Source organism: Bradyrhizobium genosp. SA-3 (genome assembly GCF_004212635.1).
GTDB lineage: Bacteria > Pseudomonadota > Alphaproteobacteria > Rhizobiales > Xanthobacteraceae > Bradyrhizobium.
In genome coordinates this window covers 1-21,373 of record NZ_PSRT01000112.1, presented here as the reverse complement: position 1 = coordinate 21,373, position 21,373 = coordinate 1, and the positions used below count along the sequence as shown (strand labels likewise).

Annotated in this window: 19 protein-coding genes and 1 pseudogene; 7 read left to right on the top strand and 13 right to left on the bottom strand. The window is 65.0% G+C overall.

Annotation, left to right across the window (positions count from 1 at the left end; translation table 11 throughout):
• Nucleotides 1-9: 9 nt before the first annotated feature.
• The 3 genes from CWO91_RS31080 to CWO91_RS31070 form a co-directional block, all read right to left on the bottom strand.
• Nucleotides 10-360 (bottom strand): AzlD domain-containing protein, encoded by a 351-nt coding sequence (locus CWO91_RS31080; protein ID WP_130219120.1) that lies wholly within the window; start codon nucleotides 358-360, stop codon nucleotides 10-12.
• On the bottom strand, nucleotides 357-1,097 hold the full coding sequence (locus CWO91_RS31075) for an AzlC family ABC transporter permease (RefSeq protein WP_130219118.1): 741 nt from the start codon (nucleotides 1,095-1,097) through the stop codon (nucleotides 357-359). The genes CWO91_RS31080 and CWO91_RS31075 overlap by 4 nt, the downstream gene beginning before the upstream one ends.
• 227 nt (nucleotides 1,098-1,324) lie before the next feature.
• The gene (locus CWO91_RS31070) at nucleotides 1,325-2,278 is read right to left on the bottom strand and encodes a lytic transglycosylase domain-containing protein (protein ID WP_130219117.1); all 954 of its coding nucleotides are present in this window, start codon (nucleotides 2,276-2,278) and stop codon (nucleotides 1,325-1,327) included.
• 89 nt (nucleotides 2,279-2,367) lie between these two features.
• On the opposite strand from CWO91_RS31070, the gene CWO91_RS31065 reads away from it, so the two are divergent.
• Nucleotides 2,368-3,006, top strand: a complete 639-nt coding sequence (locus CWO91_RS31065) for an HAD family hydrolase (protein ID WP_130219115.1) — start codon at nucleotides 2,368-2,370, stop codon at nucleotides 3,004-3,006.
• Here CWO91_RS31065 and CWO91_RS31060 read toward each other — a convergent pair.
• Both CWO91_RS31060 and CWO91_RS31055 read right to left on the bottom strand, forming a co-directional pair.
• Nucleotides 3,003-4,046 carry a phenylacetaldoxime dehydratase family protein gene (locus CWO91_RS31060; RefSeq protein ID WP_130219113.1) on the bottom strand — a complete coding sequence of 348 codons (1,044 nt, stop codon included), beginning with the start codon at nucleotides 4,044-4,046 and terminating at the stop codon, nucleotides 3,003-3,005. The two genes, CWO91_RS31065 and CWO91_RS31060, sit on opposite strands and share 4 nt — an antisense overlap.
• 28 nt (nucleotides 4,047-4,074) lie before the next feature.
• Entirely contained in the window at nucleotides 4,075-5,091 is a 1,017-nt protein-coding gene (locus tag CWO91_RS31055) for a carbon-nitrogen hydrolase family protein (protein WP_130219111.1), read from the bottom strand.
• Between the two features lie 195 nt (nucleotides 5,092-5,286).
• On the opposite strand from CWO91_RS31055, the pseudogene CWO91_RS31050 reads away from it, so the two are divergent.
• From CWO91_RS31050 to CWO91_RS31035, 4 genes and pseudogenes are all read left to right on the top strand, one after another.
• Nucleotides 5,287-6,242, top strand: a pseudogene (locus CWO91_RS31050) (helix-turn-helix domain-containing protein).
• 50 nt (nucleotides 6,243-6,292) lie between these two features.
• Nucleotides 6,293-6,583 carry a hypothetical protein gene (locus tag CWO91_RS31045; RefSeq protein ID WP_245471439.1) on the top strand — a complete coding sequence of 97 codons (291 nt, stop codon included), beginning with the start codon at nucleotides 6,293-6,295 and terminating at the stop codon, nucleotides 6,581-6,583.
• A 115-nt stretch (nucleotides 6,584-6,698) separates the two neighbouring features.
• The gene (locus CWO91_RS31040; RefSeq protein ID WP_130219109.1) at nucleotides 6,699-7,724 is read left to right on the top strand and encodes an aldo/keto reductase; all 1,026 of its coding nucleotides are present in this window, start codon (nucleotides 6,699-6,701) and stop codon (nucleotides 7,722-7,724) included.
• 184 nt (nucleotides 7,725-7,908) lie between these two features.
• Nucleotides 7,909-9,330, top strand: coding sequence for an MFS transporter (locus CWO91_RS31035; protein WP_130219108.1), 1,422 nt, complete (start codon nucleotides 7,909-7,911; stop codon nucleotides 9,328-9,330).
• A gap of 74 nt (nucleotides 9,331-9,404) precedes the next feature.
• Here CWO91_RS31035 and clpA read toward each other — a convergent pair whose 3' ends face one another.
• From clpA to CWO91_RS31020, 3 genes are all read right to left on the bottom strand, one after another.
• Complete coding sequence (gene clpA, locus CWO91_RS31030) at nucleotides 9,405-11,813, bottom strand: ATP-dependent Clp protease ATP-binding subunit ClpA (RefSeq protein ID WP_130219106.1); 2,409 nt, start codon at nucleotides 11,811-11,813, stop codon at nucleotides 9,405-9,407.
• Nucleotides 11,814-12,133: 320 nt separating this feature from the next.
• Complete coding sequence (clpS, locus tag CWO91_RS31025; RefSeq protein ID WP_165405843.1) at nucleotides 12,134-12,466, bottom strand: ATP-dependent Clp protease adapter ClpS; 333 nt, start codon at nucleotides 12,464-12,466, stop codon at nucleotides 12,134-12,136.
• Nucleotides 12,467-13,080: 614 nt separating this feature from the next.
• On the bottom strand, nucleotides 13,081-13,419 hold the full coding sequence (locus CWO91_RS31020) for a phasin family protein (protein WP_024341049.1): 339 nt from the start codon (nucleotides 13,417-13,419) through the stop codon (nucleotides 13,081-13,083).
• A gap of 389 nt (nucleotides 13,420-13,808) precedes the next feature.
• Here CWO91_RS31020 and CWO91_RS31015 point away from each other — a divergent pair, with 389 nt between their 5' ends.
• The gene (locus CWO91_RS31015) at nucleotides 13,809-15,641 is read left to right on the top strand and encodes a D-alanyl-D-alanine carboxypeptidase (RefSeq protein WP_130219102.1); all 1,833 of its coding nucleotides are present in this window, start codon (nucleotides 13,809-13,811) and stop codon (nucleotides 15,639-15,641) included.
• Between the two features lie 222 nt (nucleotides 15,642-15,863).
• Here CWO91_RS31015 and CWO91_RS31010 read toward each other — a convergent pair whose 3' ends face one another.
• The 4 genes from CWO91_RS31010 to CWO91_RS30995 form a co-directional block, all read right to left on the bottom strand.
• Nucleotides 15,864-16,589 carry a DnaJ domain-containing protein gene (locus tag CWO91_RS31010; protein WP_130219100.1) on the bottom strand — a complete coding sequence of 242 codons (726 nt, stop codon included), beginning with the start codon at nucleotides 16,587-16,589 and terminating at the stop codon, nucleotides 15,864-15,866.
• A 75-nt stretch (nucleotides 16,590-16,664) separates the two neighbouring features.
• Nucleotides 16,665-17,411 carry a VWA domain-containing protein gene (locus CWO91_RS31005; RefSeq protein ID WP_130219098.1) on the bottom strand — a complete coding sequence of 249 codons (747 nt, stop codon included), beginning with the start codon at nucleotides 17,409-17,411 and terminating at the stop codon, nucleotides 16,665-16,667.
• A 122-nt stretch (nucleotides 17,412-17,533) separates the two neighbouring features.
• Nucleotides 17,534-18,394, bottom strand: coding sequence for an alpha/beta fold hydrolase (locus CWO91_RS31000; RefSeq protein ID WP_130219096.1), 861 nt, complete (start codon nucleotides 18,392-18,394; stop codon nucleotides 17,534-17,536).
• Nucleotides 18,395-18,738: 344 nt separating this feature from the next.
• A complete protein-coding gene (locus CWO91_RS30995; protein WP_130219094.1) occupies nucleotides 18,739-19,662 on the bottom strand; it encodes a division plane positioning ATPase MipZ in 924 nt (307 codons plus the stop codon).
• A gap of 286 nt (nucleotides 19,663-19,948) precedes the next feature.
• Here CWO91_RS30995 and panC point away from each other — a divergent pair, with 286 nt between their 5' ends.
• A complete protein-coding gene (gene panC / locus CWO91_RS30990; protein WP_130219092.1) occupies nucleotides 19,949-20,800 on the top strand; it encodes a pantoate--beta-alanine ligase in 852 nt (283 codons plus the stop codon).
• On the opposite strand, the gene CWO91_RS30985 is transcribed toward panC, so the two are convergent.
• The gene (locus tag CWO91_RS30985; RefSeq protein ID WP_036015220.1) at nucleotides 20,797-21,237 is read right to left on the bottom strand and encodes a DUF1489 family protein; all 441 of its coding nucleotides are present in this window, start codon (nucleotides 21,235-21,237) and stop codon (nucleotides 20,797-20,799) included. The two genes, panC and CWO91_RS30985, sit on opposite strands and share 4 nt — an antisense overlap.
• Nucleotides 21,238-21,373: the final 136 nt, after the last annotated feature.

The following is a 21,373-nucleotide window of genomic DNA, read 5'->3' as shown; positions in this document are numbered from 1 at the left end:
CCGGCGGTTTTAGCCCAACCACCACTTGCCGGCCAGCATGAAGAGTTCGCCCGTGACCACGCCCGCGAAGATCGAGCGGCGGGTCAGCAGGAAGACGACGAGCCCGGCCCCCACCGCGCCATAGCGCAAGATATCCGGCACGCTGGCAAGCGCCCCTGGCGGCTCGACCACGATCTGGGCGATGACACCGGCCAGGATCGCGGTCGCGACCGCCCGCACCCAGACCAGCAGCTCGGAGCCCTCGTCGATGCCGCCGCCGAACCACAGGCCCAGCATGCGCCATATCTGATTGGGAACGACGCCGGCGACGAACAGCACGGCCAGCGCGTGCCAGTCGCCGATGAGCTGCGCAAAGCTCATGCACGCACCTCCCGCCACCAATGCACGCCATAGGCGATCGTGCCAGCGACGACGCCGCTAAAGAGGATATCGAGGCCCGAGTTCATTTTCGCGGCTAGCGGATAGAGCAAGATTCCGAGCGTCAATGCGACGACATCGGCGACCTCGCGGCTGTTGCGTGCGGTCGAGAACAGGAAGGACAGCGGCGTCAGCAGCAGGATCGCCGCGCCAAGCGTCTGCGTCAGGTTGGCGGCGAGGAAATAGCCAACCGTGTTGGCGGTGAGGCACACCGAGACCAGGCCGCAGCCGAGCCCGTGGACGAAGGCAATGCGCCGCTCGCGCGGCACAAGCGGCAGGAAGCGGTGGCATTCGACCCACAGCGTCACCGCTGTCAGATGCGCGGCGAAGATCAGCTCGCGCCGTTTCGTCGTCGGCGTGCGCATCAAGGGCAGCACCGAGACCACCATCGGAAACAGGCGGATGGCGCTGACGGTGACCGCGATCGCCGACTGGATGATGGTGGCACCCGAGCCGAGCGTGGTGATCAGGATAATCTGCGCAGGACCGGCCCAGACGAACAACGTCGAGGCGAGCGCCCAGAGCAGGCTGAAATGGGTGTCGTGGGCGAGCGCGCCGATGCCCAGATAGGTCACGAACAGCACGATGGTGAGGATCGTCTGCGTGATCGAGCGTAGCCCCCACGCAAAGGCGCGCCAGGGGCTTTGCCATTGAGGTGAATCGAGCGGAGGAAGCGCCACGGGAGGTTTGGTCGAGCTGAGGAATCGTGCCTCATAACGGGCAATGCGGCGCCGCGCGTCAAGGAAGCCCGCGGCGGGGCTGGCATGCGCACGTGGCGCGCGGCACCCACCGACGTCATTCCGGGGCGCGACGAAGTCGCGAGCCCGGAATCCATTTCACCACGATCTCTGCGGCCCGATGGATTCCGGGCTCGCGCCAAGAGGCGCGCCCCGGAATGACGAGGGGCCTACCCGCTCACACCGCGGTTCTTCAGCACAAAGCACGCACCGCCCGCCTTGCGGATGCGATTGCACAGATCATCCGCCTCGGCGCGCGTGTCGGCACCGATGCGCACCTGATAGAACGCGCGCGTACCGCGGCTGCGCATCACCGAGCTCAGCAGGCTCGGATCGCGATCACCGATCACGGTGCTCAGCCGGGTGACCGCGCGGGAGTACATCGCCAGCGCCCTGTTGCGGTCGAAGCCGGCGGCAAGCTGCACGCCCCAGACCTTTGCGGCAGCAAGCTCGACATGCTGCTCAAGCTCGGCGACGAACGGATTCGGCGCACGCTTGAGCAACGCCATCAGATCGCGGCAGCTCGTCGGCGGCGCGCTCGGTGGGCCCTTCCCGGTCGCGCCGGTCTTGGCCCATGTCTCCACGGTCGCACCCGTAATGGCGAGAACGTAGTTGCGGGTCTGCTCCGGCATTAAACCGGTGCCCGCGAGCCATTCCTGCACCCGCCGCGGGCCGGCATTGTAGGCGGCCGCCGCGAGGCCGAGATTGCCGAACTGATTGCGCAGCTCGTTGAGGAATTCGGCCGATTTGGGCAGCGCCTGCACCGGATTGAAGGGATCGAGCAGACCGCGCTCGCCGGCGGTGCCCGGCATGAACTGTGCGATGCCCTGCGCGCGTTCGCCGTTGCGGGTCACCGGTCCGATCGCATCGGACTGGAAGCGGCTCTCCTGCCAGATCACGCGGGCGAAAAACTCCAGCGGCAGATTGGCCTCGCGCGCCGCCGCCTCGATGATCAGGCAGAGCGACTCCCGCGTGTCGCTTTCGCGGGCGTCCTTCGGTTTCTCCGCCGGCTTCGCGGGTTCCTCGGCATTCGGAGGCACGACGGGCGCAGGCGCCTCGTCCGCCAGCGCCGGCGACAGCACGAGGGCCTGGCACAGGACAGCAATAATCCGAGCTATTCGCATGGCATTGACGCTATCGGACAAATCGGACCTTGACTTGGAACCCCAGCCAACTAGCAACGAGCGGCAGTATCAACGCAGGTCCCGCTCCGATGGTGACAATCTTTTTTGATCTCGACGGCACGCTGACCAACCCAAAGCCCGGGATCACCCGCTCGATCCAGTACGCGCTGGAACGGCTCGACGTTGCGGTGCCGAGCGAGGACGAACTGACCTGGTGCATCGGCCCTCCGCTGCATGCCAGCCTCAAGAAGCTCACCGGGACCGATGAACTCGCTGACCGCGCGCTCCTGCTCTATCGCGAGCGCTTCAGTGACATCGGCCTGTTCGAGAACGAGGCTTACAGCGGAATTACGGACACATTGTCGACGCTCGCAGCGACACGTCAGCGCATGTTCGTGGCAACCAGCAAGCCCGCCGTCTATGCCACGCGCATCGTCGATCATTTCAGCCTGAAGCCGTATTTCGAGCGCGTGTTCGGCTCCGAGCTCGACGGCACGCGCGTCGACAAGCGCGACCTGCTCCGCTACGCGCTCGGCGAGGCCAGGGTCGATCCGCAGCACGCCATCATGATCGGCGATCGCAGCCATGATGTGGTCGGCGCCCGCACCAACGGCATGACCGCCATCGGCGTGCTCTACGGCTATGGCAGCGAGGCCGAGCTAAAGGAGGCCGGCGCGCATCGCATCTGCGCCGCGCATCCCGAACTGCTCGGTCATTGCATGACCTAGCCTGTCAGGCCGACAGTCTCCACCGCTGCCAGCATGCCCGTCTTCGGATGGCAGTTCAGATATTCGAAGAACTGTTCGTCGGCAGCCGCCACGGTGACCTCGTGATAGAGCCGCAGCTTGGCTGACGGCCCGAGCGTCGACAGATATTTCATCGCCGCACCGAAGATCTTGACGTGGGTCGGATGCGACTCCGCCCAGCGTTCGAGCGCAGCGAGGCTCTTCCACCAGCTCTGGCCATAGGACTTTTCGCTGACGCTGCCGTCAGCTGCGAGCACGCGCATGTAGCGGTTGGCGTAGCAGCCGATGCCGAGGCCGTCGTCGCGCAGGAAATCCATGCCCTCGCGCAGCACCGGCTCGACGTCGTCGAGATAGAGCTTGCGCTCGGACGTCTCGGTATCGCTCCAGTCCTGCCCGGAGCGGATCAGGCAGAGATTGTCGTGCGCCACGACGCGCAGCCGCGCGCCATCGGGGATCAGCTCCGGTGCGCCGCCGGGGGTCATCGCGTCGGTTTGGGACAGCGGGATGCGGTCGCGCATGCCGCCCCAATAGGCGTGCTCCTGCACCTCGCCGCTCATGCCGCCGGCGATTACGGCAACCCCTTCGGGCCGGTCAGGCGAGGAGAACAGCGTCTCGTGCCGCGCCACAGCGGGTCGCAGCACCTCGATGAAGGTGCCGATGCCGTCTCGCTGTCGTCCGGTCCAGGCCTCGCGCGCGGGTGCGAACCAGGCATCGAAGCGCGCGACATCGTCCCAATAGGCCACCGAGACAACGTTCTCATGACCAGACCGATCGACATAATGCGCGCGGTCCCAATGTGACGGACCGTCCTCCGCAGCGAAGAGCCCTACGATTTCTTCCAACGCGTCCGTCGCCGCCGGTGCCACACCGCGATATTGCACGCCGAAATAGGCCATCACGACGCAGCCGACGGCAGGCTTGTAGCGCGCCACGAACGAAGGATATGGCGGCTGGTAGTCGTCCGGCACGCGCTTGTGGCGCGTGCGCTGGGTCTCGAGATGCGCAGGAATTGCGGATTCCATGATCGTGTCCTCCCCTCGACGCCGACGATCAGCTTGCCGCCGCGGCGAGGTCCTTGGGCTCGACGGTGTCAACCGGCAGCGCAAACTGCTCGACCCGCTTGTACGGCTTGTTGTTGAGCAGGAGCCGCGTCACGTCGGGCCGCGAATAGTGTCCGGCGGGATCGGCCGCGTTCTTGGCGATTCCGATGGCGCCGAGGTCGATCTCGGCAATCAGGAGGCCCTCCTGGTCCGGCGCCAGCTTCTCGCCGATCTGGCTGCCGTCGGGGCCGTAGATCGCGGCAAAGCCGCCGCCGGCATGCAGCAGAGCATGCTTGTCGGGCCGGTCGCACAGTTCGTCGATCATTCCTTGCGACACCGTCGCGCAAGGCGCCAGCACAAAGCAGGAGCCTTCCACCGCGTAGACGCGCGAAGCCGCATTGTTGACCTCGGCGCCGAGGGCCGGCGCGAAGGGATCGTAGAGCGAGAAGCTCGGCCAGGCCGCGACGTGCACCTGCTCGTTCTGGGCGTACATCGCGTATTTCGACAGCGGCTGGAGATGCTCCCAGCAGCACAGCGCGCCGAGACGGCCGATGTCGGCTCTGGCATGCACGGCGAGGTCGCTGCCGTCGCCCTCGCCATAGACGGTGCGCTCGGCATGGGTCGGCCGCAGCTTGCGACGCGTTGCGATGGTCTCGCCGTCGGGCCCAATCAGCCATTGCGCCAGATAGAGGCTGCCGCCGTCGCGTTCGGACAGGCCGATCACGGCGGTGAGCCTTGCCTTGCGCACGGCCTCGCACAGCTTTTCGGCCTGCGGGCTGTCATAGGACAGTGAATTGTCGAAATAGCGCTGCACGAAGCCGCGACCGATCGCCCAGGCCGGCGAGTCCATCCAGATATGCCAGGGGTAACCGGGGATGAAGGCCTCGGGAAACGCGATCAGCTTGGCGCCCTTCTCCGCGGCCTCCCTGATCAGCGCGATCGACTTGTCGACCGAGGCGTCGAGGTCGAGCCACGCCGGCGCCGCCTGCACCACCGCCACCTTGTATTTCGGATGTTCGATGCCCATTCCCGCCTCCATTGCCGGTTGATCGGAAGCCACGTCCGATGCAGTCTATTTGGCCAAGCCGGGCGGCCGGGCGCTCGACCACGGCGGAACAAAAACTCGACTGGACGCGGCCACCGACCGGTATGGGATTTGCCTCCGGGCAGGCTGGATCCGCCAACAGACGATTTTGCAGGATGTGAAAGGGAGGCTCCTCAAATGCCAGTCCAGTTCACGACGGACGGCAGCCCCGGCTACCGGCGGCTTGCTCTCTGGCAGGACATCGTCTGCGACGTCTTCGTCGGGCTCGACTGCAAGTCGGACCTCGGCAGCGCCTTTCACGGTTCGGTAACGCAGGCTTCGCTCGGCAGGGCCGTGTGCTCCGAGGTCTGCTCCGACCGCCAGCACGTCTTCCGCACACCCTCGCGCATCGCGCGCTCTGATCAGGATTTCGTCCTGGTCGCGCTCGGCAATCGCGGCGACGGTGGCGTGGTGCAGGACGGCCACGAGACCGTGATCCATCCCGGCGAGTTCGCTCTGTATGACACCACGCGGCCCTATGAGCTGAAGTTCAACGACACCTTCACCCAGACCATCTTCAAGGTGCCGCGTGAGATGTTGCAGCGCCGGCTCGGCGGCACTGAAACGCTGACCGCGATCGCGTTCGGCGCCGACGCACCGCTCGAGCGGCTCGCCTATGATTTTATCATCAGCTCTGCCAGAGCGCGGACCGGCTGGCTCCGAACAACGCGATCGCGCTGTCGGAACAGGCGGTCGATCTCCTTGCGATGGCGCTCGGCGAACGACTCGGTAAGACGTCGCTGCCATCCTCGACCCATCGCTCCGCCCTGCTCTACCGGCTGAAAGCGCACATCCGCGCGCATCTCGCCGATCCCGATCTCTCGCTCGCGGAGACCGCGGTCGCGCTCGGCATCTCGCCGCGCTATGTCAACGATCTCCTCGCCGACGAGGACATCTCGTTCCAGCGCCACGTCCTGGCCGAACGTCTCGCCCAATGCCGGCGCGACCTCGCCTCACCCGTGCTCGCCCATCGCCACATCAGCGAGATCGCCTTCGCCTGGGGCTTCAACGACCTCTCGCATTTCGGCCGCGTCTTCCGCGAGCATTTCGGGATGTCGCCGCGCGATTTCCGGCAGAGCCAGCTGCGGCACTGACGTCTATTCCAATCAGCTATCACCTCGAGCCTTCGCTCCCAGCGAAGGCCATGCTCGCCAATTCCAAATTGTCTTGCCTCGTGACCTGCATCAAGCTGACGCGCATGAGGACTGACGCCACCATAAGCGGAACGGAGCTGTTGCTGGGTGTGATCGCGATCCGGCTCGCAGTGCTGGTCCTGGTGGGCTGGAGCCTGACGCTGCTGCCACGGCAGGCGCGTGACAGCGAACCCGCGTGCTTCCCCTCGCCCACAACAAGGCTCGAAGCTCAATCTTTGGTGAAGACGCTCGGCTCGCGCGTTGCCAATGCGGCGTTCGACGACATGCGCCTGCACGACTAGACCATTCCCAAGCAAGGCCGGTATGTGAGCGCGTGATAGGACGCGGCGCCTGCTTGCATTATCCTTGGCCACCAAGCCGCAGTGATCAATCAGGGTCCAGCCGAGGAGCATATCGATGGAATACCGACGCTTGGGCCGGTCAGGCCTCATGGTGCCCGCGTTGAGTCTTGGGACCGGCACATTCGGCGGCGTCGGCCGCCTCGCCGCGTGGGGCACGACGGACGCGACCGAAGCGCGGCGGCTTCTCGATATCTGCCTCGATGCCGGCGTGTCGATGTTCGACACCGCGAATGTCTATTCGCTCGGCGAGTCCGAGCGCGTTCTCGGCGAAGCCATCAAGGGGCGCCGCGACAAGGTCCTGATCTCGACCAAGGCAAGCTTCCGCTTTGGCGATGGGGCCAACGACATCGGATCGTCACGCCAGCATCTGCTCGCCGCCATCGACAGTTCGCTGAGCCGGCTCGGCACCGACTACATCGACCTGTTCCAGCTCCATGGCTTCGACGCCTTCACCCCGCCTGAAGAGGTGCTCGCGACCCTCGACGTGCTCGTGCGCGCCGGCAAGATCCGCTACGTCGGCGTTTCGAATTTTTCGGGCTGGCACCTGATGAAGTCGCTCGCCGTCGCCGACAAGCATGGCTTCCCGCGCTACGTCGCCAACCAGACCTATTATTCGTTGATCGGACGCGACTACGAATGGGAGTTGATGCCGCTCGGCCTCGACCAGGGGTTAGGTGCCGTGGTCTGGTCGCCACTCGGATGGGGCCGCCTCACCGGCAAGATCCGCCGGGGTCTGCCCAAGCCGGAAGTCAGCCGCTTGCCCAAGACCGCCGATTTCGGCCCGCCCGTCCCGGACGAGCATGTCTATCGTGTCGTCGATGCCATCGACGAGGTCGCGAAGGAGACGGGCAAGAGCGTCTCGCAGATCGCGCTCAACTGGCTGCTGCAGCGTCCGACCGTCTCGACCCTGATCATCGGCGCGCGCAACGAGACGCAGCTGCGCGAAAACCTCGGCGCGGTCGGCTGGTCGCTGACCAAGGACCAGATCGCAAAGCTCGATGCCGCGAGCAAGGTGACGCTGCCCTATCCCTATTGGCACCAGCGCACGACGTTTACCGACCGCAATCCGCCGGCAGTGTAGAAGCCGGTCAATTGCCATGACTGCGCGCTGTTGAGCTCTCGTGAAAGCGCGTTCCGACCCCTGTCCTTTCATGGCGGAAGCCCTGCTCCGGCAGGGGAACTGTCCGTGCCCTGACGGGTTGCTGTCGATCGGGCAATTTCCTATTCGGAGATGAATTACGGCTCGAATCAACCGCGCCTCCATCATGTCGTCCGCCCCGATCGAGCATGCCGACGGCTTGCCGCAGCCACAACGCAACCAGGCGGTGCTGACCATTGCGCTCGGCATCATCATGGCGGTGGTCGACAGCGCCATCGCCAATGTGGCGCTGCCGACGATTGCGGCCGACCTCGATGCGAGCCCGGCCTTCTCGATCTGGATCGTCAACGGCTACCAGCTCGCGATCACGATCTCGCTGCTGCCGCTGGCGTCGCTCGGCGAGATCGTCGGCTATCGCCGCGTCTATCTGGTCGGGCTCGCGCTGTTCACGCTCGCATCCGCGTTGTGCGCGCTGGCACATACGCTTCCGCTGCTGACGATCGCGCGCATCATCCAGGGCTTTGGCGCGGCCGGCATCATGAGTGTCAACGCGGCGCTGGTGCGCTTCACCTATCCGCGCAGCCAGCTTGGCCGCGGCATCGGGCTCAACGCGCTCGTGGTCGCCTTCTCGGCCGCGGTCGGACCGACGCTCGCCGCCGGCATCCTCGCGGTCGGAAGCTGGCCGTGGTTGTTCGCCATCAATGTCCCGCTCGGTGCGGTGACATTGCTGATCGGCTTGCGCAGCCTGCCACACACCAAGCAAGCGAGCCGTTCCTTCGATTGGCAGAGCGCGGGGCTGTCGGCGATCACGTTCGGCGTCGGCATCGCCGCCGTCGACAGCGTCGGTCATGGGGAGGCCGCGGTCACCTGCCTCGTGCAGTTCGCCATCGCCGTCGTCGCCGGCGCGCTGCTGATCTATCGCGAAACCCACATGACCTCGCCGCTCTTGCCGGTCGATCTGTTACGCATCCCCGTGTTCGCGCTGTCGATTGCGACCTCGATCGCATCGTTCTGCGGGCAGATGCTGGCCTTCGTCGCCATCCCCTTCTATCTCCAGAGCCGCTTCGGCTATTCGGCGGTGCATATGGGCCTCTTGATCACACCATGGCCGATCGCGGTGGTTTTCGCGGCGCCCCTCGCCGGCCGCCTGGTCGAGCATTATCCGGCCGGCCTGCTCGGCGGTATCGGGCTCACGCTGTTCGCCTGCGGTCTCGGTGCGCTCGCCTTTCTGCCCGCTAGCCCGACGCCGTTCGACGTGATCTGGCGCATGGCACTGGCCGGCGCCGGCTTCGGCCTGTTCCAGACCCCCAACAACCGCACCATGATCGCGGCGGCCCCGCGCGAGCGCGCCGGCGGCGCCAGCGGCATGCTGGGCACGGCGCGCCTGCTCGGTCAGACCACCGGCGCGGCGCTGGTGGCGCTGTTGCTCGGCCGCTATCCGATCGACGGAACCAGATTGGCTCTGCTCGCCGGTGTCGGCTTTGCACTCTGCGGCGCGGTCCTGAGCATGCTGCGGCTGTCGCCCACGGGCGCGCGCGGCGCCGAGCACGTCCGCGTACAGGACGACCAGCGCCTGCGGGGTGAATGAGGCGCACTACAAGTGATGCGAGCAACAAAAAGGCCGGCTTTTCAGCCGGCCTTTTCTTTTTTCATGACACCCGATCAGACCTTGACCAGCGGCCCTTTCGAGGTCGGCCCCTTGGAGCCGCCGGGACCGCCCGGCTTGGACTTGCCTGGCGGACGCTTGCGGGCGCCGGGCAACTTCTCCTGCTTCGGCGTGATCGGGCCCTCGACGAACTCGAAGCCGATCTTCTCCTTGGTCTCGTCGGCCTCGTCTTTGACGAGAACGACGCGAACATGGCCGCCGCCCTTGAGCTTGCCGAACAGCACCTCGTCCGCCAGCGGCTTCTTGATGTGCTCCTGGATCACGCGGGCCATCGGCCGCGCACCCATCTGCTCGTCGTAACCGTGCTGGACCAGCCAGGCCTTGGCCGGCTCGGACAGCTCGATGGTGACGTCGCGATCGCCGAGTTGCGCCTCGAGCTGAAGCACGAACTTCTCCACGACCGTGCCGATCACCTCGACGCTGAGATGGCTGAACGAGACGATGGCATCGAGGCGGTTGCGGAATTCCGGCGCGAACTGCCGGTTGATCGCCTCGTGGTCGTCGCCTTCCCGCTTCGAGCGGGTGAAGCCGAATGCCTGCTTGGCGAGATCCGCCGCGCCCGCGTTCGTCGTCATGATCAGGATCACGTTGCGGAAGTTGACCTGCTTGCCATTGTGATCGGTGAGCCGGCCGTGATCCATGATCTGGAGCAGCACGTTATAAAGGTCGGGATGCGCCTTCTCGATCTCATCCAGCAGCACCACGCAATGCGGATGCTGGTCGACGCCGTCAGTGAGCAGGCCACCCTGGTCGAAGCCGACATAGCCGGGAGGCGCGCCGATCAGGCGCGACACGGTGTGACGCTCCATGTACTCCGACATGTCGAAGCGCAGCAGCTCGACGCCGAGTGCCGCCGCGAGCTGCTTTGCGACCTCAGTCTTGCCGACGCCGGTCGGACCCGAGAACAGGTAGCAGCCGATCGGCTTCTCCGGCTCGCGCAGGCCGGCGCGCGCCAGCTTGATCGAGGCGGCGAGCGACTCGATCGCCTTGTCCTGGCCGAAAACGGTGCGCTTCAAGGTCTGTTCGAGATGCTTGAGCACCTCGGCATCGTCCTTCGACACGCTCTTCGGCGGAATCCGCGCCATCGAGGCGATCGTGGTCTCGATCTCCTTAATGCCGATGGTCTTCTTGCGCTTGTTCTCGGAGACCAGCATCTGCGCCGCACCTGACTCGTCGATCACGTCGATCGCCTTGTCCGGCAGCTTGCGGTCGTGGATGTAGCGAGAGGAGAGCTGGACGGCGGCCTCGATCGCCTCGTTGGTGTATTTCAGCCGGTGGTAGTCCTCGAAATACGGCTTGAGGCCCTTGAGGATCGCGATGGCGTCCTCGACCGTCGGCTCGTTGATGTCGATCTTCTGGAAGCGTCGCACCAGCGCGCGGTCCTTCTCGAAGTGCTGGCGGTATTCCTTGTAGGTGGTCGAGCCCATGCAGCGGATCGTGCCCGAGGCGAGCGCCGGCTTGAGCAGGTTCGAGGCGTCCATCGCCCCGCCCGACGTCGCGCCCGCACCGATCACGGTGTGGATCTCGTCGATGAACAGGATGGCGTTGGGGTGAGCCTCGAGCTCCTTCAGCACCTGCTTCAGACGCTCTTCGAAATCGCCACGATAGCGCGTGCCGGCGAGCAGCGTGCCCATGTCGAGCGAAAACACGGTGGCAGCCGCCAGCACCTCCGGTACCTCGCTATCGACGATGCGCTTGGCGAGACCCTCCGCGATCGCGGTCTTGCCGACGCCGGCTTCGCCGACGAACAGCGGATTGTTCTTCTGCCGGCGACACAGCACCTGGATCGCGCGGTTGATCTCGGAGTTGCGTCCGATCACCGGATCGATCTTGCCGTCGCGCGCCTTCTTGTTGAGGTTGACGCAATAGGTATCGAGCGCCTCGCCCTTCTTCTTGGCGTCCTCGTTGCCCTTGGTCTCCGTCTCCTCGTCGACGCCGCGCACGGGCCGCGCCTCGGAGACACCCGGCCGCTTGGCGATGCCGTGGCTGATATAGTTGACCGCGTCATAGCGCGTCATGTCCTGCTCCTGCAGGAAATACGCGGCATGGCTCTCGCGCTCGGCGAAGATTGCGATCAGCACGTTGGCGCCAGTCACCTCTTCGCGACCGGACGACTGCACGTGGATCACCGCGCGCTGGATCACGCGCTGGAAGCCGGCGGTCGGCTTGGCGTCGTCGGCACCATCCGTCACCAGATTTTCGAATTCGGTCTCAAGATAGTTGACGAGGCTCGTGCGAAGCTTGTCGAGATCGACGCTACAGGCGCGCATGACGGCGGCTGCATCGGAGTCGTCGATCAAAGAGAGCAAAAGATGCTCGAGCGTCGCGTATTGGTGATGACGCTCGTTTGCGATCGCCAGCGCACGATGCAGGGATTGTTCAAGGCTTTGGGAAAAAGTCGGCATTCGCGTCCTCTATGGCCCCCACCATCATGATCGTCATCGCCCGGTCAGGCAACAACAACCTTTGTCACATATAGTTATACAAGATCGCGGCAAAAGACCGGTTCCGCGACTCTGGCGGCTGCACACCTGCGGCATTCTCGATTACGGTATTCTCGATGCAAATCCCGTTCCGATTTGGGCGGGATCGGCGTCGGCACAAAATTCCGTGGTTCTGCCGGCTGCAACGGGTGTCGCGCGCAGACCTTACGCGACGATCACACCGCCACTAGACGATCACACCGCCACTACAAGAGAGCCGGCTTCAAGCGCCGTGAGGCGTCTTACTTCTTTTCCATCACGCATTGCAGCGGATGCTGGTGCTTGCGGGCGAAATCCATCACCTGCGTCACCTTGGTCTCCGCGATCTCGTAGGTGAACACGCCGCACTCCCCGATGCCGTGATGATGGACGTGCAGCATGATCTTGGTCGCCGCCTCGACGTCCTTCTGGAAGAACTTCTCCAGCACGTGAACGACGAATTCCATCGGCGTGTAGTCGTCGTTCAGGATCAGCACACGATACAGGTTCGGCCGTTTGGTCTTCGGCTTGACCTTGGTGATGACCGAGGTGCTCGGACCCGTCGGACCATTGGAACGATTGTCGTCATTGCTCATCCGGGGAGCACGGGCCGCGGCTGACGCGGACAGATCAAGGCTGGAAATCAGTTGCGGCATGGCACAGGCGTTCAAAATTCCCCACGGAAGCGATGACGGTTGCCGCGCGCCCCGCCCTTCGGAGCCGTGCGCAGGCGCGCCGCCTTGTTGGATCGCTGCTCCCGACGGATCCGGTCCAAGCCGGATCGTTCGCTAGCAATATGGGCCTGCCTCCGGCTTGCCGCAAGCACGCAAAAGTTCGGCCGATGCGGCCGCAGCGGCGCCGATTCCCGGCCCGGCGATCCTGACCAAGGTTAATCAATCCCGACCGATTTGACAAAAATTTCCGTCGCGCCCGTTTAGAACGTGTTGACCAGGAACCCGGCCATTCATGCGGCGCGACGTTTCGCGCAAGGCATCTCCGGTTTTCTACGGCCCCATTTACCAAGGGCCCGATTGCGTGGCGCGCAATCGGGCGGTGTCGCGGTCGATGTCTCCAGCTGTGTGACAACAGCAGGTCGGCAAGCCTCACGATCGATGCTGTGCAGGTGCGGCGTGCTGGCGGATTGACCGCGCGCAAACAAAAAGCCCGGCTGGTCAGCCGGGCTTTTCCATTCCAGGACTTCCAGAAAGCGTTAGTTCGCAGCCGGGGTGAACTTCGACACGATGGTCTCGACCGGCTTGAACGCCTGCTTGGCGAGGTCGCTGTAGAGGCCGGCGATCTTCTGCGATTCAGCAACGAAGGTCTCGTAGGCGGAACGGGCGAAATCGGTCTGCGCTTCCATGGCCTTGTCCAGCGACTTCACGCCGGAGAGCTTCTCGACGAAGGACTTGGTGTCTTCGAACGACTTCTTAGTGTAGTCGCCATAAGCGCTCGCGATCGCCTGGAGGCCGTGCTGCACCGAGGTCGCGGAGGCGACGCACTGCTCGAACTGCTCTTTCCCGTAGTTCTGAAAGTCTTCAACCTTGAACATGTCGGAATCCTTTTTCCCTGGCTCTCGTCGGGAAGCCCCGGCTCCCTGACTCTGCCCACAATTAGTGCAACGCACAAAAAAGTCAAGAATCTTGTGCGACGCACAAAAAACGATCCAAATTGCGGAGATTCCCGGGGTTTCCCGCAAGGGTTCCTTAAGCTTTTGGAAACCGCAGCCCCCTACCTTGATTCCCTGGACGTGTTCACTTCGGCAAGCGGCCAAAAGCCGTTTGAGAACACCACCTTAGCCAGAACAGCGGCTCGGGCCCAACGTCTCCCGCGGCGAACACCCAGCGGAGGGACAGCCTGAGCAGGTAATGATCCCGGGTCCATTGGGCACAATTTCGCCTCACGAGCCGGTGATCAAGTCAGAAACGGGGACGGGGTTCCATGCTTCGTAACAACTTGTCTTCCTCGCGCTTGGCGCGGGTTGGCGTTTTCGGGCTGCTTACAGTCACCACCGCAGTCATCTTCACCACCGATGCTGCCGAAGCGCGGCGCCACCGGCGCCATTACGCGCACCACCGGGTGCAGCGCGATGTGTCCGAGAGCTCCAGCCCGAAATTCGCGTCCATCATCGTCGACGGCAATTCCGGCGCGGTGCTGCAGTCGACCAGCCCCGACGGACTGCGCCACCCCGCTTCGCTCACCAAGATCATGACGCTCTATCTGCTGTTCGAGCGCCTCGAGTCCGGCAAGCTGAAGCTCGACACCGAGATGCCGGTGTCCCAGCATGCCGCCGACCAGGATCCGACCAAGCTCAACCTCCGCCCCGGCCAGACCATCCGCGTCGAGGACGCGATCAAGGGCCTCGTGACGCGTTCCGCCAATGACGCCGCCGTGGTGATCGCGGAAGCGATCGGCGGCGACGAGGACGATTTCGCGCAGATGATGACGCGCAAGGCACGCTCGCTCGGCATGTCCAAGACCGTCTATCGCAACGCCTCGGGTCTGCCGAACGACGAGCAGGTGACGACGGCGCGCGACCAGGCGACGCTCGGCCGCGCCATCCAGGAGCGCTTCCCGCGCTACTACCGCTACTTCGCGACCGCCTCGTTCAACTGGCGCGGACAGTCGATCCGGAACCACAATCACCTGCTCGGCAATGTCGAGGGCGTGGACGGCATCAAGACCGGCTACACCCGCGCCTCCGGCTTCAACCTCGTCAGCTCGATGCGTCGCGGCAACCGCCACCTGATCGGCGTTGTGCTCGGCGGCCGCAGCGGCGGCTCGCGCGATGCCATCATGCGCAACCTGCTCGCGGAGAATCTCGAGAAGGGCGCGACCACCCATACCGTCGTTGCCGTCGCTGAGCGCAACGGCGCCGACGCCAATACCGACGTCGCCGATGCGTCGGATGGTCCCCGCTCCGCCCCGCAGGTCCAGGCCGTTGCGGCCCCTGCTCCCGAGGCCGCCCCGTCCCGCCTTGCCGCGCGTCTGTCGACGCTGGCCGCTGCGACTGCCGCGATGCCGCCAGCTCAGGCCAAGCCTGAAGTTCGCACGACTGAATCCAAGATCGAGCCGGCGCCACTCACCAATGGCGTGATCTCGAGCCAGCCGCTGGCCATCATCCCCGGCTCGTCCGAGCCGATGAAGCCGGTGCGGGTCAAGACGGTGCAGGTCAAGGCCGGCGCCGTGAAGGTCGCCTCCGCCGCCCCGGCCCCGGTATCGCCGCCGGTCACCAACACCATTCCATCCCGGTCCGACGTCGCGGAGACCTCCGGCGCCGTCGTCGCCCGGGCCGATCTCATCAACAAGCCCGAGGTCGTTAGCCAGCCGGAGGCGCCGAAGGCCGAGATCGCCCGCACCGAGCTGCCGCGGCAGCCGGCGGGCTTCGGCACCGGCAACGGCATCCTCGGGGTGCTGCCGGCCGCAACCGGCGCCGCGCCTGCCCCGGCCACTCCGAAGCTTGCTTCTGCCGATCCGGCGCCGCAGCCGATCCAGATGAGCGCCACGACCAAGCCGGTCGTCACCCACAGCGGTTGGATCGTCCAGGTCGGCGCGCTTGAGAGCGAGACGGAAGCCCAGCATCGCATCGACGCCGCCCGCAGCTCGGCCCGCGGCCTGCTCAGCAAGGCCGATCCGTTCACCGAACCGGTCGTCGCCAAGGACAATCGCAAGCTCTACCGTGCCCGCTTCGCCGGGCTCGAGCGCGACCAGGCCGAAGCCGTCTGCCGCACCCTGAAGCGCGCCGAGATCTCCTGCATCACCGTGCGCAACTGATCTCCTCCACCGCTTCCGAACAAATGCCCGCGCGCTTGCGCGGGCATTTTTTTTCGAACGTGCGGTGAGCAGAAGGCAGTTCCGCGACAACCTCTCGTCAAGGATTTACGGTTAAGATTTTCCTCAAGGGATCGACCACGCCGACAATGGCGGGCATCGGGCGACGGCAAACGGAGCAAGCGGAGCTCACGCGGTACGGGCGTTTGTGGCGTGGTGCCGGAGTTAGCCGTTATGCGTACGAAGCAGAGTATCCTTGGCCTCGTTTACACGGGCAGCGAGATACGTCGAGCCCCCCTGGTCGGGATGGAGTTTCTTCATCAGGGACTTGTGAGCCCTGCTGATGTCGTCGCGCCCCGCGCCCGGCTGCAAGCCAAGGATCTGATAGGCTTCCTCCGTCGTCATTTTGCCGCTCGCCGCCGTGCGGCGCTGCCGCCCTGCCGCATCGCGCTGCGCGTTCTGACGCCAAGCGGGAAACCGGCGGTCCAGATAGCTTTCAAGTAAGGCCACACTCTCGGCGTCGAACGCCGGCACCATCGCCAGCAGGCCGGCGAGATCGAACTCGCCGAGATCGCGCCCGGCATGAGGTCCGGCAACGATCTGGCCTGTCAACTGGCCGGTGTCATGGTCGAGCCGCATGTCCAGGAATTGCGAGCGCACCCGCGAGGCCTGTCCGGACGGGCGCGTCGCGCCGCCGCCGAACAGCCCTCCGACATTGCCGAAGCCGGCGTTGGCCAGGGGTGTCCAGCCGAGCAGCCCGGCGCCGAAGATTCCGAGCGGAATCGCGACCGCCAACTCGCCCCGCAGACCCGTGAACGCTGCGGCCGCCAGCGCCACTACGCCGCCGCCGAACTTGATGGCCCGCGCCAGCGCCGCCGGATTGGCAGAGCGGAACATCTGGAGCAGCAGATAAAGCGTGATAACAGCGACAGCGCCGGCAATCAGGGTCATGGCCGGAATATAGTCGCCCCCTCGGCAAAATGCATCGCGGTCCACGGCCGCTGCGGGTCGCGCCAGCTAGAAGCGCTACCTCATCTGACCGATCAGCTTCGCTGCGCCGCGCGCGCTCTTTGCCAGTTGTAGCAGCGCTTCGCGGCCGCCCGCAGCGTAAGCCGCCGCCGCCCGCAACAGCTCGCGCAACTGCGCCGCCGCGCCGGGATCGAACCGGCACCAGGCACCGCCGGTCAGGCGCGCGATCTCGCGAAAGGTCCGCTCGGCCACCGCGTCACGGCCTTCCTGAAACACGAACACGGGCACCTTGAGCATGCCGAGCTCGCCGGCCCTGGCGCAGAGTTCGTCGGCCTTCTCCTCCATGGCATCGCCGACGAAGACGACGGCCCGCACGCCGGAGGCCACCGCCTGGCGCCGGGCCTCGCTCAGCACCTTGCCGATCTGGGTGTCGCCGCCGCGGCAATCGATCTTGCTCATCAGCGTCGCAAGCCTGGCACTGTCGGAGATCCACGCCGTCGCGCGGCATTCGTTGAAGCCGCGATAGTAGACGAGCCGGATGTCGAGACTGCCGAGCGCCGCGGTCTCGCGAAACATGTCGGCCTGGAGCGCGCAGGCCATGTCCCAGGTCGGCTGCCGGCTCATCGTCGCATCCAGCGCGAAGATCAGCCGCCCCTTCGCGCCGGGCGCATGCGGTGACAGCGCACGCGCCTTGGTGACGAAGGCGGCGATGTCCTCCGAGGTCGACGTCCCGGCCTGCGGCACCGCGCCGCCGGCCTTCGTCGAGACGGCATCACCGCGCGGCTTGATGGGTTCGCCCGACATCGCTGCTCAACCATGCGTGGGCGGTTAATGTGGTGAGCGCGCAGAGCCCGGTCAATGTGCAAAGCCTCCGCGAGCTTACGCTGGCGGAGGCTTTGAAATCTGAGCGAATGATGAGGGAGGCGTCAGCTCTTGGCAGGCGCCATCAATGCGACCGGACCGGGCTCGAGGATCTTGGGCGGGGACGATTGCGTGTCGACTGGCGCAATCTCGCTGTCAGTCGCGCTCAGGAACTTGTCGAGCATGCCCTGGATCGAGTTCTTGGCGACGTCCGGACCGGTGTCCCGCATGTCATTATGCTGGAATTCGGTCTTCACGACCTGAATGCCCGCCTTCTCGCACTCCTCGTCCGTGGGGATCACGCCCGCATCGGCCTTGAACTGCGGATCGGTAGAGCGGAACGACAGGATCTTGAACTTGCCGGCGGTGACGAAGGGGACGCGCAGATTGTCGAGCGTGACGACCTTCTTGACCTCGTCCGGATACTGCTTGGCGAAATACATCGTGATGTCGCCGCCCATGGAATGACCGACCATGGTCACCTTGTCGTAGTCGGCGTTCGGCTGGACCTTCTTCATCTCCTGCATGGCAAGATGAATGTTGGCGACGCCGCGCAGGATCTGCGGCAGCCGGCCGACATAGAGCTCGCCCGGCTTGGTCACCATCGGAGGATCGGTCGGCAAATCATGCTGCGGGCTGACGACCATGTAGCCGCGCGCAGCGAAGATGTTGGCGAGGAAGCCGTACTCGGTGTTCTTGACCGTATTGCCGTGATTGATCACGGCGACAGGCAGCGTGATCATGCCGGCATTGGCCTGCATTTCCTTGTCGCGGCGCACCGCGATGTCGACCGGCACCGGGCGATTATCGCGCGAAGTGTCGTAGAAGGTGATGGTCTCGTGCTTGATGGCCCACTTGCTCGCCGTGAAATAAGCGATGCCGCAGAGGGCACTGACTGAAACCAGAACGGCAATTCCACGCTTCATTTTTGTCCTCAGCCGCAGGCTCTTGCGGCCTGATCCCTGTTGAAAATCGTGTTCTTCCGGGGCTCTTCGTCCCCTTGTCGCCTATTCCCTAATATATGTCACAGCAGCGTGACAGGAAGGCTAAATATTGTGAACCGGCAGCCCTTTCATTGTGCGTCGCACACGTTTGTTGGGCACCCTTTCCTCATACGGCCACTTTAGGTGCAGACCACTATCCGACGCAACCAGTGGCGATTGGGTTCGATTTCGCAAGTCAGTGCAGGATGAAAACGTCGGGACGCGGGCTGAGTTCCCGCGACAAACCGGCCGCTGGGATCGACTGGAAGTAGCGATATACCGCTGCCTTAGGCGCCGAGGATGTCGTGGACCTCGAGCGGCTTGTCGACCTGGCTGAACCACTCGGCGCGGTTGGCGGCGCGGCGGCGGCCGCGCTCATCGAGCGGCAGCTTGAGCTGACGGAGCAGGCTCGTCACCTCCTCGCGGGCGGTGAGATGGCCGAGATTGGGCCGCATGCCGAGCGTGGCCTCGTCGATCTCGTCGAGGGCGGTCAGTCCGCGCGGGAAGAATTCGCGATAGACGACGCGTTCGGCGAAGCCGTCGACGTAGCGGAAGCCGAGCCGCAGCGACAAATCCTTCAGCCCCTCGGCGACGAGCTGCTTGTTGCGGGAGCCGAGCATCGACAGGCGGTTGCGCACGACGATCCAGTCGGTGGTCGCGCCGTCGAGCTGGCGACGCTTGCGCCTGACATCGCGCACCATCTCGGCGTAATGGCTCTCTCCGGTGACCGCGTAGTTGGCGGGATCGACGGTGCCCAGCACGTCGAAGTCGAGGAAGCTGTCGTTGATCGGCGTCACCAGCGTGTCGGCCATCGAATGCGCGAGCCGCATCAGGTAGCTGTCGGTGCCGGGCGTATCGATGACGATGAAGTCGAAGCTGCTTTCAACCGCCGAGACCGCCTCCATGAATTGCTGGAACTCGGAATTCTCGTTCTCGGCGATCTGCATGGTCTCGCCGAGCTTGATGCAGCGATGCACCGGCAGCTCGAGGTCGAGCTTGGTGCGGCGCGCCCAGGCGGAGCGGTTGCTGATGTAGCGGGTAAAGCTCTGCTGTCGGCAGTCGAGGTCGATGGTGGCGACGCGCTGGCCGGCCTTCAGAAGCGCAACAGCGATGTGCAGGGCGGTGGTCGATTTGCCGGAGCCGCCCTTCTCGTTGCCGAGCACGACGACATGCGCCGAGCCGGATTGGCCTTGGCTAGCCTGCACAAGCATAGCGATCCTCAACACCCCTAACGAATATCTTCGAGTTGACCGCGTTTGCGGTCAAGTGAAATGCGTGACAGGTCATGCAAATCGCACTGCGCCGTTCTTCATCATGAATCGCGGCGCGAGCTTTCGTCTGTGATGCAGCCCGCAATGTCGCGACATCCTGCGCAGACTTGCGCGGGATGCTGTGCCGCATCCGGATGCATGGCGTCCACGATCGCTACTTGTTAAGGTTAGTCAGCCGGGCGCCGGGCCCCGCACCCTCCGCCGATTCCCAATCCGTCGAGTCCCGATGTCACCAAGCCCCTTGATCGCCCGCACGGTCCCCGCCCTGCGGCGCGCCATCGACAATCTCCGCAAGCGAAAGGCCACGATCGCACTGGTCCCGACCATGGGGGCACTCCATGACGGACATGTGTCGCTGGTTCGCCTCGCCAGGCGACGCGCGAGCCGCGTCGTGGTGTCGATCTTCGTCAACCCGACTCAGTTCGCCCCGACCGAGGACTTTGGCGCTTATCCGCGAACCTGGAAGGCCGACATCGCCAAACTCGCAGCCGAGGACGTCGATGTGGTCTGGCACCCCGGCGTCGAGGCCATGTATCCGGAGGGCTTCGCCACCCGCATCGTGCCGGAGGGGCCGGCGCTGGCCGGGCTCGAGGACCGCTTTCGTCCGCACTTCTTCGGCGGCGTCGCCACCGTCGTCGGCAAGCTGTTCACGCAGTGCCGGCCCGACTTTGCGATCTTCGGCGAGAAGGACTTTCAGCAGTTGCGGGTGGTGACGCAGATGGCGCGGGATCTCGACCTCGGCGTCAAGGTCATCGGCTCCCGCACCGTGCGCGAGCGCGACGGGCTCGCGATGTCCTCGCGCAACGTCTATTTGTCGCCGGAGGAACGGCAGACCGCAACCACGCTTTACCGCGCTATGAACGAGAGCGCCGGGCGCATCCGTGCCGGCCAAGCGATCGCGCCCGCGATGGCCCGCGGCGCCGAGATGATCAAGGCGGCCGGTTTCGCGCTCGACTATTTCGAAGCCCGCCATGCCGCGACGCTGGCACCGGTCACCTCGCGCAAGGACGGCCCCTTGCGGATCCTGGTCGCGGCCAGGCTCGGCACGACGCGGCTGATCGACAATATCGCGGTTTAGAGCAGGCCGAGATCGCGCAGTTCGCGCCGCATCGGCTCCGGCATCGCCGCGATCGAGCCGGCGGCGGACTTGCCGAGATCGGCGGGCACGGAATCGTCGGTGAGATAGCGCCAGCCCTGGAACGGGCGCATCGGCCGCGGCGACACCGAGATCACCTTCGGCTGCATGACGATCCGGCAGCGCCCGATGCCGTCCTTATCGCGGAACGGTTCGATGCCGATGATCTTCTCCCGCGCGGCGATCTCGCCCTTGATCACCCAATAGAGCGAGCCGCCCGCCAGGATCTCGGCGTCGCGCTTGGGCACCATGCGGGTGATGTGGATGTGGTGTTGCGGCAGACCCTTCTTCTTGGCGGTCTGCATCCGTTCGGCGACCCACTCCTTCAATTCCTTGACGGAGTCGCAGCCGACGGCGAGCTTGATCAGATGTAGCGGCATGCCCCAGCATTAGCCGGGCAGCCGCGCATTTGGAATGCCGATCTACTCGTTATCCGCAGCCGCCGGAGCAGCCGCCGCGGCGGGCGGCGGCGCGAGTGGAACCGGCGCGGCAGCTGGAGCACGCGCAGCCTTCGGC